Raw genomic sequence first — 13,524 nt, forward strand, 5'->3', positions numbered from 1 at the left:
TGTCCCTTCCGCCGCCGCTACCATATGATTTTCGTATACCTTCCCCCTTTGACCGCCCAACTATTGATCCAGAACACGTCAAAAGTATGATGAATCTTTAGAATCGTCATACTCATTTAGTCGTACCTCTTTTTAATCGGGGCCACCATTTTGTCCAGACTACGCCGCACACTTTTTGCGCTGCTGGCCTGTGCGTCATTCCTCGCGCATGCCGCCGCACCTGACGAGATCACCACCGCATGGCCGGTAAACGTAGGGCCGCTAAACCCGCACCTTTATACGCCTAACCAGATGTTCGCCCAGAGCATGGTGTATGAACCGCTGGTGAAGTATCAGGCGGATGGTTCAGTAAAACCCTGGCTGGCAAAAAGCTGGACCCACTCGGCAGATGGCAAAACCTGGGTGTTTACGCTGCGCGATGACGTAACCTTCTCTAACGGCGAAGCGTTTGACGCCCAGGCCGCAGCAGAGAATTTCCGCGCGGTGCTTGATAACCGCCAGCGCCATGCCTGGCTGGAGCTGACGAACCAAATCACCGACGTCAAAGCGCTGAGTAAAACCGAACTGCAAATCACCCTGAAAAGCGCCTATTATCCTTTCCTGCAAGAACTCGCCCTGCCGCGCCCTTTCCGCTTTATCGCCCCGTCCCAGTTTAAAAACAACGAAACGATGAACGGCATTAAAGCGCCTGTCGGAACCGGGCCGTGGGTTCTGAAAGCGTCGAAGCTCAACCAGTACGACGTGCTGGTACGCAATGACCACTACTGGGGCGAAAAACCTGCGATCCGCCAGATAACGATTAAAGTGATCCCGGACCCGACGACCCGCGCGGTGGCCTTTGAGACCGGCGATATTGACCTGCTGTATGGCAATGAAGGACTGCTGCCGCTCGATACCTTCGCCCGTTTCAGCCAGACGCCGGAATACCGTACCCAGCTTTCCGCGCCGGTTGAGACCGTCATGCTGGCGCTGAACTCCGCCAAAGCGCCAACCAACGAGCTGGCGGTGCGTGAAGCGCTGAACTATGCGGTAAATAAAAAATCGCTGATCGATAATGCCCTGTACGGCACCCAGCAGATCGCCGATACGCTGTTTGCCCCCTCCGTGCCTTACGCCGACATTGGCCTGAAACCACGCCAGTACGATCCCCAACAGGCTAACACGCTGCTGGAAAAAGCGGGCTGGACATTGCCTGCCGGGAAAACCATTCGTGAAAAAGCCGGTCAGCCGCTACACGTTGAGCTGGCCTATATCGGCACCGACGCGCTGAGCAAATCGATGGCGGAAATCATCCAGGCCGATATGCGCAAAGTGGGCGTCGATGTGTCGCTGGTAGGCGAGGAAGAGAGCAGTATTTATGCCCGTATGCGCGATGGCCGTTTCGGGATGATTTTCTCCCGCACCTGGGGCGCGCCGTACGATCCGCATGCGTTTATGAGCTCGATGCGCGTACCGTCCCACGCCGATTATCAGGCGCAGCTTGGGCTGCCGGACAAAGCGCAAATTGATAAAGAAATTGGCGAGGTGCTCACCACCACCGATGAGGCGCAGCGTAAGTCTCTGTATCGCGACATCCTCACGCGTCTGCATAACGATGCGGTGTATCTGCCCATCAGCTATATGTCGATGATGGTGGTGGCGAAACCCGGGCTGGGGAAAATTCCTTATGCGCCCATTACCTCCGAGATCCCATTTGAACAGATCAACCCGGTGAAACCCTGATGCTGCGTTATATTGTGCGGCGCATTTTGCTGCTGATCCCGATGATTTTCGCCGCGTCGGTAATTATCTTTTTAATGCTGCGCATGGGCACCGGCGACCCGGCGCTCGACTATCTGCGGCTCTCTAACTTACCGCCAACGCCAGAGATGGTCGCCTCCACGCGGGTTATGCTGGGGTTGGATCAACCGCTGGTCGTGCAGTACGGCTCCTGGCTGTGGAAAGCGCTGCATCTGGATTTTGGCATCTCTTTCGCCACTCAGCGCCCGGTGCTGGAGGACGTACTGAACTTTCTGCCCGCCACGCTACAGCTGGCGGGCGCGGCGCTGGTGCTGATCCTGCTCACGTCTGTACCGCTGGGGATCTGGGCGGCGCGCCATCGTGACCGTCTGCCGGACTTCATCGTGCGGCTGATCGCGTTTCTCGGCGTATCAATGCCCAACTTCTGGCTCGCCTTCCTGCTGGTGATGTTCTTCTCGGTGTATTTAAAGTGGCTACCGGCAATGGGCTACGGCGGCTGGCAGCACATCATTCTGCCTGCGGTGTCGATTGCGTTTATGTCGCTGGCGATTAACGCCCGCCTGCTGCGCGCCAGCATGCTGGAAGTCGCCGGTCAGCGCCACGTCACATGGGCGCGTCTGCGCGGCCTGAACGCGAAACAAACCGAGCGCCGCCATATTCTGCGTAACGCGTCGCTACCCATGATTACCGCCGTCGGGATGCACATTGGCGAACTGATTGGCGGCACGATGATTATCGAAAACATCTTCGCCTGGCCGGGCGTCGGGCGCTATGCGGTGTCAGCCATTTTTAACCGCGACTACCCGGTCATTCAGTGCTTTACGCTCATTATGGTGGTGGTTTTCGTGGTCTGTAACCTGATTGTTGACCTGCTGAACGCCGCGCTGGACCCGCGCATTCGTCGCCATGAAGGAGCGCATTCGTGAATTTTTTTCTCTCTGCACGCTGGCCGGTGCGCCTGGCGCTCCTCATTATCGCTTTGCTGGCGATCATCGCGCTCACCAGCCAGTGGTGGTTGCCGTACGATCCGCAGGCGATTGATTTACCGTCACGTTTACTGTCGCCGGACAGCCAGCACTGGCTGGGCACCGACCATCTGGGGCGCGATATTTTCTCCCGCCTGCTGGCGGCAACCCGCGTCTCGCTCGGTTCCGTAATCGCCTGTTTGTTGCTGGTGTTAGCGCTGGGGCTGATCGTCGGCGGCAGCGCCGGACTGATGGGCGGTCGCGTCGATCAGTTCACCATGCGCGTCGCGGATATCTTTATGACGTTCCCGACCTCCATCCTCTCTTTTTTCCTCGTGGGCGTGTTGGGGACGGGGTTGACCAACGTCATCATCGCAATCGCCCTGTCGCACTGGGCCTGGTATGCGCGGATGGTGCGCAGCCTGGTGATCTCCCTGCGCCAGCGTGAATTTGTGCTCGCCTCGCGCCTTTCCGGCGCCGGGCATGTGCGCGTGTTTATCGACCACCTGGCCGGGGCGGTGATCCCCTCCCTGCTCGTGCTGGCGACGCTGGATATCGGCCATATGATGCTGCACGTCGCCGGGATGTCATTCCTCGGCCTCGGCGTCACTGCGCCAACGCCGGAATGGGGCGTAATGATTAACGATGCGCGCCAGTATATCTGGACTCAGCCGCTACAGATGTTCTGGCCGGGACTGGCGCTGTTTATCAGCGTGATGGCCTTTAACATGGTGGGTGACGCCCTGCGCGATCACCTCGACCCTCATCTGGTGACGGAGCATGCCCACTGATGCCACAACAAATTGAATTACAAAACATTGTGTTGCAAGCAGACAGACCGTTGGTGCACGGCGTGTCGTTAGCGCTCAGGCGTGGGCGCGTACTGGCGCTGGTAGGCGGCAGCGGCAGCGGTAAATCGCTGACCTGCGCGGCGGCGCTGGGCATCCTGCCCGCAGGCGTGCGTCAGACAGCGGGCGCCATTCTGGCCGATGGTCAGCCGATTTCCCCCTGCAAGCTGCGTGGAATTAAGGTCGCGACCATCATGCAGAACCCGCGCAGCGCCTTTAATCCGCTGCACACGATGGCGGCCCACGCAAAAGAAACCTGCCTGGCGGCAGGTAAACCGGCGGATGACGCCACGCTTATCGCGGCACTGGAGGCGGTAGGTCTGGAAAATGCCGCGCGGGTACTGAAGCTTTACCCGTTCGAGATGAGCGGCGGCATGCTGCAACGCATGATGATTGCGATGGCGCTGCTGTGTGACGCGCCGTTCATCATCGCGGACGAACCAACAACCGACCTGGACGTGGTCGCCCAGGCACGAATCCTCGATCTCCTGGAAAGCATTATGCGTAGCCGCGCGCCCGGTATGCTGCTGGTCACTCATGATATGGGCGTCGTCGCGCGACTGGCGGACGATGTGGCAGTAATGGACAACGGCAAGATCGTAGAACTGGGTGACGTTGAAACGTTATTCCGCACCCCGCAGCATAGCGTGACGCGTAATCTGGTTTCGGCGCATCTCGCGCTGTACGGTATGGAGTTAGCCTCATGACGTTACTGACGGTAAGCGGTATTTCCCATCAATACGCGCACGCTAACCTCAGCGGCAAACATCAGCATCACACGGTGCTGAAAGAGGTGTCATTAAGCCTGAAAAGCGGCGAAACCGTGGCGTTATTGGGGCGTAGCGGCTGCGGGAAAAGCACGCTTGCCCGCCTGCTGGTCGGGCTGGAATCGCCGACGCAGGGCCGCGTCTGCTGGCAGGGCGAGCCGCTCTCCACGCTTAACCGGGCCAGACAAAAAGCGTTTCGCCGTGATATCCAGATGGTGTTTCAGGACTCAATCAGCGCGGTAAACCCGCGTAAAACCGTACGCGAGATCCTGCGTGAACCGATGCGCCATTTGCTGTCGCTTTCCAGAGCCGAACAAATCGCGCGCACCAGCGAGATGCTGCGGGCGGTGGACCTGGACGACACGCTTCTGGATAAACGTCCGCCACAGCTGAGCGGCGGGCAATTACAGCGCGTCTGCCTGGCGCGGGCGCTGGCGGTCGAACCCAAGTTACTGATTCTGGATGAAGCGGTCTCCAACCTCGATCTGGTATTGCAGGCGGGCGTCATTCGTCTGCTCAAAAAGCTGCAACAGCAGTTCGGCACCGCCTGTCTGTTTATCACCCACGATTTACGTCTGGTGGAACGTTTTTGCCACCGGGTAATGGTGATGGATGAAGGGCAGATTGTTGAGACGCGAACCGTAGGTGACACATTAACCTTTTCCTCTGACGCCGGGCGTGTGTTACAAAATGCGGTACTTCCCGCATTTCCCGTGCGCCGTCGCGCGACAGAAAAGGTTTAATTCAGATGCAACGTGTCACTATTACTCTCGATGACGATTTACTCGAAACGCTGGATAGCCTGAGCCAGCGCCGGGGCTACAACAACCGCTCCGAAGCGATTCGTGACATTCTGCGCGGCGCGCTGGCGCAGGAGGCCACGCAGGAGCACGGCACCCAGGGCTTCGCGGTGCTCTCGTATGTTTATGAGCATGAGAAACGCGATTTAGCCAGCCGCATCGTTTCCACTCAGCATCATCACCATGATTTGTCGGTGGCGACGCTGCATGTACACATTAATCACGACGACTGTCTGGAGATCGCCGTACTGAAAGGCGATATGGGCGACGTTCAGCATTTTGCCGATGACGTCATCGCCCAGCGCGGCGTGCGCCACGGTCATTTGCAGTGTTTGCCGAAGGAAGAGTGATTGCCTGTTTCGTTGCCGGGGGCGCTTCGCTTGCCCGGCCTACATCGTTTCCGTTGGTAGTTCACAGGCCGGATAAGTTCGTAGGCCGGATAAGGCGCAGCCGCCATCCGGCAATAATGTTTACGCCATCGTGCCAATCGTCTTTCTGAAACGCAGTAGCGCTATCAGGAAGAAAGCACTGCCGATCGCCAGCAGCGTCAGAAACTGCGGCCAGACGATGCCAAACCCGGCGCCGCGATAAAGTATCGCCTGCGCGAGGCTGACAAAGTGAGTGGTCGGCATCGTCAGCATGATGTCCTGCACCATCTGCGGCATACTTTCACGCGGCGTGGAACCGCCGGAGAGCATCTGCAACGGCAGCAGCACCAGAATCATCAGCAGCCCCAGTTGCGGCATCGAACGCGCCAGGGTGCCCATAAAAATGCCGATAGACGTGGTGGCGAACAGGCTTAACGCGACACCCAGCATAAACAGCGGGATGGAGCCCTCAATCGGCACGCCGAGTGCCCCCTTTACCATCAGCATCAGCGACAGCCCGGAAACCACCAGCACCACCAGCCCCATCGACCAGACCTTCGCCATCATGATCTCAAACGGGGTGATCGGCATCACCAGCAGGTGTTCAATCGTCCCGTGCTCCCGCTCGCGGATCAGCGCCGAGCCGGTCAGCACAATCGCCAGCATGGTGATGTTATTAATAATCGCCATTACGCCGCCGAACCATGCCGGGTCCAGATTCGGGTTGAAGCGCATCCGGGTTTCCAGCGAGACCAGCGGCTCGCTATTGTCGCGGTAACGCGCCACAAAGCTGTTCACCTCGCCGCTGATGATGTTCTGGATATAGCTGTTGCCGGTAAACGCCTGACTCATGCGCGTCGCATCGACGTTCACCTGAATATCCGGCTGCCGCCCCGCCAGCACATCCCGTTGGAAATTGGGCGGAATATTGACGGCAAAGGTGTAACGTCCGGCATCCAGTCCGGCGTCCATCTCATCGGCGGTGATCATCTCCGGCGGCAGGAACCACGGGCGATAGAAGCTGTTCACAATGCGATTCGACAGCTGAGACTGGTCCATATCGGCAATCGCGATTGGCGCAAGGTGCAGCGAACCCGGCAGAACGGTGGCGGAGGAGTACACCGAAATCGTGAAGGCAAAGACAATCAGCGTCAGCATTGCCTTATCCCCCAGCAGGCTGCGTAACTCTTTGATGCCGAGGTTATAAATATTGCGTAATCGGCGCATCACCCCTCCTGTTTTTTCAGCAGCAATACGCTCAGGCCAATCACCAGCGGAATGGCGATCGCCAACGGCACGAACAGAGGCCAGAGATCCATCAGATCCAGCGCTTTCGAGAACGTACCGCGCGCGATCGTCAGAAAATGGCTGGTCGGGTAGATCTCGCCGATCCATCTCCCCGGCCCTTCCAGCGACGCCACCGGGTCGATCATCCCGGAGAACTGCGTCGCCGGGATCAGTGTAATGATCGAGGTGCCGAAAATCGCGGCGATCTGGCTTTTCATAAACGTCGAAATCAGCAGCCCCATTCCGGTGGCGATGGTGACGTAGAGCAGCGCCGCCAGGGTGAGCGTCAGGAAGCTGCCCTTATGCGGCACGCCAAAAACGAACACCGACAGCGCGCAGAGCAACAGGAAGTTCAGCATCCCCAGCGCGATGTACGGCAACTGTTTACCGAGTAAAAATTCGCTACGGGTGGTCGGCGTCACATACAAGTTGATAATCGATCCCAGCTCTTTTTCACGCACCACGCTCAGGGCGCTGAGCATTGACGGGATCATCATCAACAGCAGCGGAATTACCGCCGGCACAATCGCTGGCAGGCTTTTCACATCCGGGTTGTAGCGATAGCGTGTTTCAATAGTCATCAGCCCGCCCTGGCTGCTGGCGTTCGGCTGACGGCTCGCCACATCCTGTAGCCAGCTCTGGTGCATCGCCTGTACGTATCCCCTTACCGTTTCCGCGCGACTGGGCATTGCGCCATCTACCCACACGCCAATCTGCACCGGCGTGCCGCGGGCGATATCCCGTCCAAAATTGGGCGGAAGTTCTATCGCGACCGCCACCTCGCCCGAGCGCATACGCCGGTCAAGATCGTCATAACTGGTGAGCGGCGGCTGCTCGATAAAATAGCGAGACCCCGCCAGGTTCAACGACCAGGCCTGGCTGCTGACGGTTCGATCGCGATCGAGCACGGCAAAGCGCAGGTTTTCCACATCCATGCTGATACCGTAGCCCATGATCAGCATCAAAATGACCGTCCCCAGCAAGGCCAGCGTTGATCGTACCGGATCGCGGCGCAGCTCCAGCGCTTCACGGCGGCTGTAGCTGAACAGGCGTCGCAGACTAAAGCCCTGGCGCGGCGGTTTACCCGTTTTATGCGCGTCTGGCGCGTCCGCTGGCGGCAGCGGTGATACTGGCGCTGGCCCTGCGGCTTCCTGTAACCAGGAGATAAACGCCTCTTCAAGACTGGCAGCGCCCCGCCGCTCTACCAGTTCCTGCGGCGTGCCGCTGGCAAGCACCTTTCCGGCGTGCATCAGCGACATGCGGTCACAGCGTTCCGCTTCGTTCATAAAGTGGGTGGAGATAAAAATGGTCACCTTATCCTGGCGCGACAGATCCACCATCAACTGCCAGAACATATCCCTGGCGACCGGGTCCACGCCGGAGGTCGGCTCATCCAGAATCAGCATTTCCGGGCGATGGATCACCGCCACCGCCAGCGACAAGCGCTGGCGAATACCGAGCGGCAGCGCCTCCGGCAGCATATCTTCGACGTCAGAGAGCATAAAACGCTCGCTCATCTGCGCTACGCGCTGCGGAATCTCTGCGTCCGGGATGTGGAACAGGCGGGCATGTAGCTCCAGGTTTTGCCGCACGGTCAGCTCGCTGTAGAGTGAAAACGCCTGCGACATGTAACCCACCCGGCGGCGGGTTTCAATATCCTTCGGGTCAACCGACTGTCCGAACAGCCAGGCTTCCCCTTCGCTGGCAGGCAGCAGCCCGGTGAGCATTTTCATGGTGGTGGACTTGCCGCAGCCGTTCGATCCCAGAAAACCAAAAATCTCTCCGCGCGGGATGCGGAAATTGACGTGATCGACGGCGACGAAATTGCCAAACCGCATGGTCAGATCTTTCGCCTCAATGGCGATCTCTTCCTGCGTCGCATCATAAGGCGGGATAACAACGGGTTTGTGCGCCTGGCGCTGCGCCTCTGGCAACAGGGCGATAAACGCCTGCTCCAGCGTGGCGCTGCCGGTTTTGTCCCGCAGTTCTTGCGCACTGCCCGTCGCCATCACTTCACCTGCGTTCATCGCCACCAGCCAGTCGAAACGCTCGGCTTCTTCCATATAGGCCGTGGCGACCAGCACGCTCATGTTAGTCTGGCGCTGACGAATGCTGTCGATCAACGCCCAGAACTGGGCGCGGGAAAGCGGGTCAACCCCGGTGGTAGGCTCGTCAAGAATCAGCAGTTCCGGGTCATGGATCAGCGCGCAGCACAGCCCCAGTTTTTGTTTCATGCCGCCCGAGAGCTTCCCCGCCGGGCGATCGCGAAACGGCGCCAGCCCGGTGCTGTTCAGCAGATCGGTAATTCGCGCTTCACGCTCCGCTTTATCATGCCCGAAGAGACGCGCGAAGAAATCGACGTTCTCATATACCGACAGCGTATGGTAGAGGTTCTTTCCCAGCCCCTGCGGCATCCAGGCTATCCGTGGGCAGACATCGCGGCGGTGCGTCGCGTCGCGCATGTCGCCGCCCAGCACCCGCACATTGCCCTGCTCGATAACGCGCGCGCCGGAGATAAGTGATAGCAGGCTCGACTTACCGACGCCGTCCGGGCCAATCAGCCCCACCATACAGCGAGCTGGGATATCCAGCGTGATGTTGTTCAGCGCCACCGTTGCCCCGTAATGCTGACTCACGCCGTCAAGGTGCGCCACGGGAGGAATGGGAAGACGCGCCAGGTTCGTCATTGCGGCAGCCTCACCGCCAGATCGTCAGGCCAGGGGCGCTGTTCATCCAGCCGCACCCATGCCATACCCGGCAAACCGGTTTTAACGTATTCCAGATGCTGCTGTAACAGCGCTGGCGGGATACGCGCCTTCACGCGGAACATCAGCTTCAGCCGTTCATCGCTGGTTTCGACGGTTTTCGGCGTGAACTGCGCGACGCTGGCGACAAAACTGATGGTGGCCGGAATGCGCAGGCTGGGCGCGGCATCCAGCACCAGGCGCGCTTCTCCGCCAATTTTCAACAGGCCGGCCTGCTCGGTCGGCAGGAAGAAGGTCATGTAGACATCGCTGAGATCGACCATATTCAGCACCCGACCGCCCGCAGACAGCACCTCTCCCGGTTCGGCAACGCGGTACTGGACGCGGCCATCTCGCGGCGCTTTTAATTCACTGTCATCGATGTCCGCCACAATGCGTCGCTCGGTAGCCTGCGCCGCGTCTACGCGGGTCTGCGCCTGAATAATGCTGGTGCGGGCCGCTTCAATCGCCGCTTTCGTCGCAGAGACCTGGGCTTTGGCGGATTCCAGCGCGGCGCGAGCGCTTTCGGCAGCGGCGCGATCGTCATCCAGCTGTTGAGCGGAAACCGCACCGCGCTGCGACAGCGAGCGGGAACGCACATGACGTTTGGAGACCGAATCCAGCTCGGCTTCACGCTGCTTCACCACCGACTGGGCGGCGCGCGTTTCGCTCTGGCGTTGCTCCAGCAGGGCGCGCGCGGCGGCAACCGCGCTTTCAGCCTCTTTGATTTGCGCGATGGCTTCCAGCCGCTGTTCCTGCAACACGCGGGTGTCCATCTTCGCCAGCACCTCGCCCTGGCGCACAAACTGCCCTTCCGACACCAGAATGGTGTCAATTCGACCGGCGATTTTGGTGGCAATATCGACTTCTGTTGCCTCAATTCTGCCGTTGCTGGCGGCAAAGCCATCCGGTACGCCAGCAGGACGTAGCATCCACCACGCTACGGCTGCTATTGCCACCAGGATGCCAACACTCCACCACACCAGATGACGCTTTATTTTGTCCATATCCGACCCGCCGTGATCCCTGTTAGCCAACAATGCGTGTCACAACACCCCCGAACACATGTTCAGCGGGATATTCCATCCGGGATAAGAAGGAAAAAAAGAAAATGGCCAGACGGCATGCAGGCGTCAGCGCGGCGCTCGCCGTAAAGGAAAGTGAATGACGGAAATGCTCGAAAAACGGGTACTAATGTTGTCATCATCAGCGTTCCTGGCCGTAAATGAAACACGCATACTCATATGTACTATCAATGAAATACTAACACCAATACCCGTGATGTCTATTCACTTCATTCTTTAATGGGTTTCGCTGGCTTTTATTGGCAGAGAGACGATGTGGTATATCAACCGTTGATAAACCATCTAAATTATAAACATTGTGAATGGTTAACATTCTCTATACTGGCGGCTCATTTTATCGATCTCGTTATGGCGAGGCTCCTGCACAAATATAAGTTACCGCCCTGCTGGTATCGAGAGAGACCACTCAGGGAAATACAGGCATCCATCGAATCAAGGTGTTGCCAAGGTAACTTCTGACGATATCACTATCGGGCAGATACGTTGTGCAGTGCTAAAACCAGGACGTAGGGATCTGCCTGTGCTCATCCTGTCTTGTTCGCCCCTATGAGAGCTTTTTATAGGGAATTACATCAATGTCATCCATCCACGTTTGCAACGCACATCACCCGGCTCCGGCTTTTGACGGCGATGCTATCGCGCAATATATGCGTACCGATTTTATTACGCTGCCGGATCATCTCAGCGTTCATGAGGCGCGTGAATTCTTTGTGTCGCAACTCACCTCAGATGATATTCCCGGCCAGGTGTTTGTGGTTGCGGAAAAACAGCTGCGCGGGGTTTTATCCATCAAGAAACTTTTGCAGGCAAGCGACACGGCGCAATCTATCCGCGCCTTAATGGACAGTTGCCTGTTTCGCGTCAAACCCGACGACGAACGTCCACACATCATTGCCGAGCTGACCGAACGCCAGCTCGATCTGGTGCCGGTCGTCGATAAAGGCGAGCTGGTCGGCTGCCTGATGGAAAAAGAGATTGCCCATCTTCTGGAAGATGACGTCACTGAAGACGTGCAGCGCCAGGGGGCGACGCTGCCGCTGGAGAAACCGTATCTGGACATCAGCCCGTGGACGCTGTGGAAGAAACGTTCTGTGTGGCTGCTGTTGCTGTTTGTGGCGGAAGCCTATACCAGTAGCGTACTGCAACATTTCGAAGAGGCGCTGGAGTCAGCGATTGCGCTGGCCTTCTTCATCCCCCTGCTGATTGGCACCGGCGGCAACAGCGGCACGCAAATAACCTCTACGCTGGTGCGCGCAATGGCGCTGGGCGAAGTGCGGCTGCGCGACATGGGGCGGGTCATTCGCAAAGAGGCGTCGACCTCGCTGCTGATCGCCATAACGCTGGGCCTGGCGGGTTGTCTGCGCGCCTGGATGATGGGTATCGGCGTGGAAATCACGCTGATCGTCAGCCTGACGCTGGTATGCATTACGCTGTGGAGCGCGGTGGTGTCATCGGTGATCCCGATGGTGCTCAAGCGCATCGGCATCGACCCTGCGGTGGTCTCTGCGCCGTTTATCGCCACGCTGATCGACGGCACCGGACTGATTATCTACTTTAAAATCGCCCAGTATTTTCTTGGCCTGAACTGACAACTGCGCCCGACCGCTCTCTGGTCGGGCAAACCCGTTATCCTTCGCTCAGCGCCTGCGCGCATGCCCACGCGCTCGACCAGGCCCACTGGAAGTTATAGCCCCCCAGCCAACCGGTGACATCCATCACCTCGCCGATAAAATAAAGTCCCGGCACTTTTCGGGCCTCCATCGTGCGCGAAGAAAGTTCATCGGTGTTCACGCCGCCAAGCGTCACTTCCGCCGTGCGATAGCCTTCCGTACCGTTAGGCTGTACGCGCCATTCGGTCAGCGTTTCAATCAGCGCCTGCTGCTCGCGTGCGTTCAACTGTTTCAGGGAAACATCCGGGATCTGCCCAAGCTGCTGTAAACATTCCACCAGGCGCTTCGGCAACTGCATCGCCAGCGTATTTTTCAGGCTTTGATTCGGGTGCGCGCAACGTTGTTCATTGAGGAAATCATCAGGATCGACCTCCGGCAGCAAATTGATGCTGACAAATTCGCCGGGCTGCCAGAAACTCGAAATCTGTAAAACCGCCGGGCCTGACAGCCCACGGTGGGTAAAGAGCAGATTTTCACGGAATACCGTACCGTCCTGCGCCGCGATCACCGCAGGCACCGAAACGCCGGATAACACCTGAAGCTGCTCCAGCAGCGGTTTATGCAACGTGAAGGGCACCAGCCCGGCGCGGGTCGGCAGGACGTCCAGACCAAACTGTTCGGCAATTTTATAACCCAACGGCGACGCGCCCAGACCCGGCATGGAGAGGCCGCCCGTGGCGATCACCACTTTTTTCGCTGCGACCGTCATGCCGTTCAGTTCCAGGGTAAACCCTTCGTCATCACGCGCAATGCTGAGCACTTCGCTGCGCAGGCGCATCGTCACGTTGCCCTTTGCGCATTCCGCCACCAGCATATCGACAATTTGCTGCGCAGAGTCGTCGCAGAACAGCTGGCCGAGCGTTTTTTCATGCCAGGCGATGCCGTGTTTGCCCACCAGATCGATAAAGTCCCACTGGGTGTAACGCGCCAGCGCCGATTTGCAGAAATGGGGGTTCTGGCTCAGATAGGCAGCAGGTTCGACATACAGATTCGTGAAGTTGCAGCGTCCGCCGCCGGACATCAGGATCTTACGCCCCGGTTTTTTACCATTATCGATGAGCAGCACGCGGCGACCCGCCTGACCGGCCTGCGCCGCACAGAACATACCCGCCGCGCCAGCGCCTATAATAACGGCATCAAACCTTTCCACTTTGCGATCCTCTCTGAAAACAGGGCGTGAATTGTAAAGATTCCTCAGTGGTCGCACCAGCGACAAAATCAATGGATATGAGTATTTAATTGAATTCTAT

11 protein-coding genes and 1 riboswitch are annotated in these 13,524 nt (G+C 58.3%); of the genes, 7 read left to right on the top strand and 4 right to left on the bottom strand.

Annotation, left to right across the window (positions count from 1 at the left end):
- Nucleotides 1–147 precede the first annotated feature (147 nt).
- The 6 genes from nikA to nikR are packed head-to-tail and all read left to right on the top strand — an operon-like array spanning nucleotide 148 to nucleotide 5,470.
- A complete protein-coding gene (gene nikA, locus OGV83_RS08675) occupies nucleotides 148–1,722 on the top strand; it encodes a nickel ABC transporter substrate-binding protein (RefSeq protein ID WP_248622802.1) in 1,575 nt (524 codons plus the stop codon).
- Nucleotides 1,722–2,666, top strand: coding sequence for a nickel ABC transporter permease subunit NikB (gene nikB / locus OGV83_RS08680; RefSeq protein WP_012135612.1), 945 nt, complete (start codon nucleotides 1,722–1,724; stop codon nucleotides 2,664–2,666). The genes nikA and nikB overlap by 1 nt, the downstream gene beginning before the upstream one ends.
- Nucleotides 2,663–3,496, top strand: a complete 834-nt coding sequence (gene nikC, locus OGV83_RS08685) for a nickel ABC transporter permease subunit NikC (protein WP_012135613.1) — start codon at nucleotides 2,663–2,665, stop codon at nucleotides 3,494–3,496. The genes nikB and nikC overlap by 4 nt, the downstream gene beginning before the upstream one ends.
- Nucleotides 3,496–4,260 carry a nickel import ATP-binding protein NikD gene (gene nikD / locus OGV83_RS08690; RefSeq protein WP_115181015.1) on the top strand — a complete coding sequence of 255 codons (765 nt, stop codon included), beginning with the start codon at nucleotides 3,496–3,498 and terminating at the stop codon, nucleotides 4,258–4,260. Before nikC ends, nikD begins: the two co-directional genes overlap by 1 nt.
- Nucleotides 4,257–5,063: a nickel import ATP-binding protein NikE gene (nikE, locus tag OGV83_RS08695; protein ID WP_248622790.1), complete on the top strand. Its 807-nt coding sequence runs from the start codon at nucleotides 4,257–4,259 to the stop codon at nucleotides 5,061–5,063. Before nikD ends, nikE begins: the two co-directional genes overlap by 4 nt.
- 5 nt (nucleotides 5,064–5,068) lie before the next feature.
- Nucleotides 5,069–5,470, top strand: coding sequence for a nickel-responsive transcriptional regulator NikR (nikR, locus tag OGV83_RS08700; RefSeq protein WP_012135616.1), 402 nt, complete (start codon nucleotides 5,069–5,071; stop codon nucleotides 5,468–5,470).
- 120 nt (nucleotides 5,471–5,590) lie between these two features.
- Here nikR and OGV83_RS08705 read toward each other — a convergent pair whose 3' ends face one another.
- From OGV83_RS08705 to OGV83_RS08715, 3 genes are read right to left on the bottom strand one after another with little or no spacing between them, the layout of a single operon-like run.
- Nucleotides 5,591–6,715, bottom strand: coding sequence for an ABC transporter permease (locus OGV83_RS08705; protein ID WP_049011518.1), 1,125 nt, complete (start codon nucleotides 6,713–6,715; stop codon nucleotides 5,591–5,593).
- On the bottom strand, nucleotides 6,715–9,462 hold the full coding sequence (gene rbbA, locus OGV83_RS08710) for a ribosome-associated ATPase/putative transporter RbbA (RefSeq protein WP_286463440.1): 2,748 nt from the start codon (nucleotides 9,460–9,462) through the stop codon (nucleotides 6,715–6,717). The genes OGV83_RS08705 and rbbA overlap by 1 nt, the downstream gene beginning before the upstream one ends.
- Nucleotides 9,459–10,526, bottom strand: a complete 1,068-nt coding sequence (locus OGV83_RS08715; protein WP_012135621.1) for an HlyD family secretion protein — start codon at nucleotides 10,524–10,526, stop codon at nucleotides 9,459–9,461. The genes rbbA and OGV83_RS08715 overlap by 4 nt, the downstream gene beginning before the upstream one ends.
- 413 nt (nucleotides 10,527–10,939) lie before the next feature.
- Nucleotides 10,940–11,123: riboswitch (M-box (ykoK) riboswitch) on the top strand.
- Nucleotides 11,124–11,179: 56 nt separating this feature from the next.
- Between OGV83_RS08715 and OGV83_RS08720 the strand changes: the two genes are divergently transcribed.
- Nucleotides 11,180–12,193 carry a magnesium transporter gene (locus tag OGV83_RS08720; RefSeq protein WP_049011520.1) on the top strand — a complete coding sequence of 338 codons (1,014 nt, stop codon included), beginning with the start codon at nucleotides 11,180–11,182 and terminating at the stop codon, nucleotides 12,191–12,193.
- Nucleotides 12,194–12,230: 37 nt separating this feature from the next.
- Here the strand turns inward: OGV83_RS08720 and OGV83_RS08725 are convergent, their stop codons facing one another.
- Nucleotides 12,231–13,424, bottom strand: coding sequence for a BaiN/RdsA family NAD(P)/FAD-dependent oxidoreductase (locus tag OGV83_RS08725; RefSeq protein ID WP_047460455.1), 1,194 nt, complete (start codon nucleotides 13,422–13,424; stop codon nucleotides 12,231–12,233).
- Nucleotides 13,425–13,524 lie beyond the last annotated feature (100 nt).

Source organism: Citrobacter sp. CK189, from assembly GCF_030333505.1.
GTDB classification, from domain to species: Bacteria; Pseudomonadota; Gammaproteobacteria; order Enterobacterales; family Enterobacteriaceae; genus Citrobacter_B; species Citrobacter_B koseri.

Bases quoted from the DNA above. Each gene is read 5' to 3' on its own strand.
- nikB (WP_012135612.1), top strand. From the start codon at position 1,722: ATGCTGCGTTATATTGTGCGGCGCATTTTGCTGCTGATCCCGATGATT.
- nikD (WP_115181015.1), top strand. From the start codon at position 3,496: ATGCCACAACAAATTGAATTACAAAACATTGTGTTGCAAGCAGACAGA.
- nikE (WP_248622790.1), top strand. From the start codon at position 4,257: ATGACGTTACTGACGGTAAGCGGTATTTCCCATCAATACGCGCACGCT.
- nikR (WP_012135616.1), top strand. From the start codon at position 5,069: ATGCAACGTGTCACTATTACTCTCGATGACGATTTACTCGAAACGCTG.
- OGV83_RS08705 (WP_049011518.1), bottom strand. From the start codon at position 6,715: ATGCGCCGATTACGCAATATTTATAACCTCGGCATCAAAGAGTTACGC.
- rbbA (WP_286463440.1), bottom strand. From the start codon at position 9,462: ATGACGAACCTGGCGCGTCTTCCCATTCCTCCCGTGGCGCACCTTGAC.
- OGV83_RS08715 (WP_012135621.1), bottom strand. From the start codon at position 10,526: ATGGACAAAATAAAGCGTCATCTGGTGTGGTGGAGTGTTGGCATCCTG.
- OGV83_RS08720 (WP_049011520.1), top strand. From the start codon at position 11,180: ATGTCATCCATCCACGTTTGCAACGCACATCACCCGGCTCCGGCTTTT.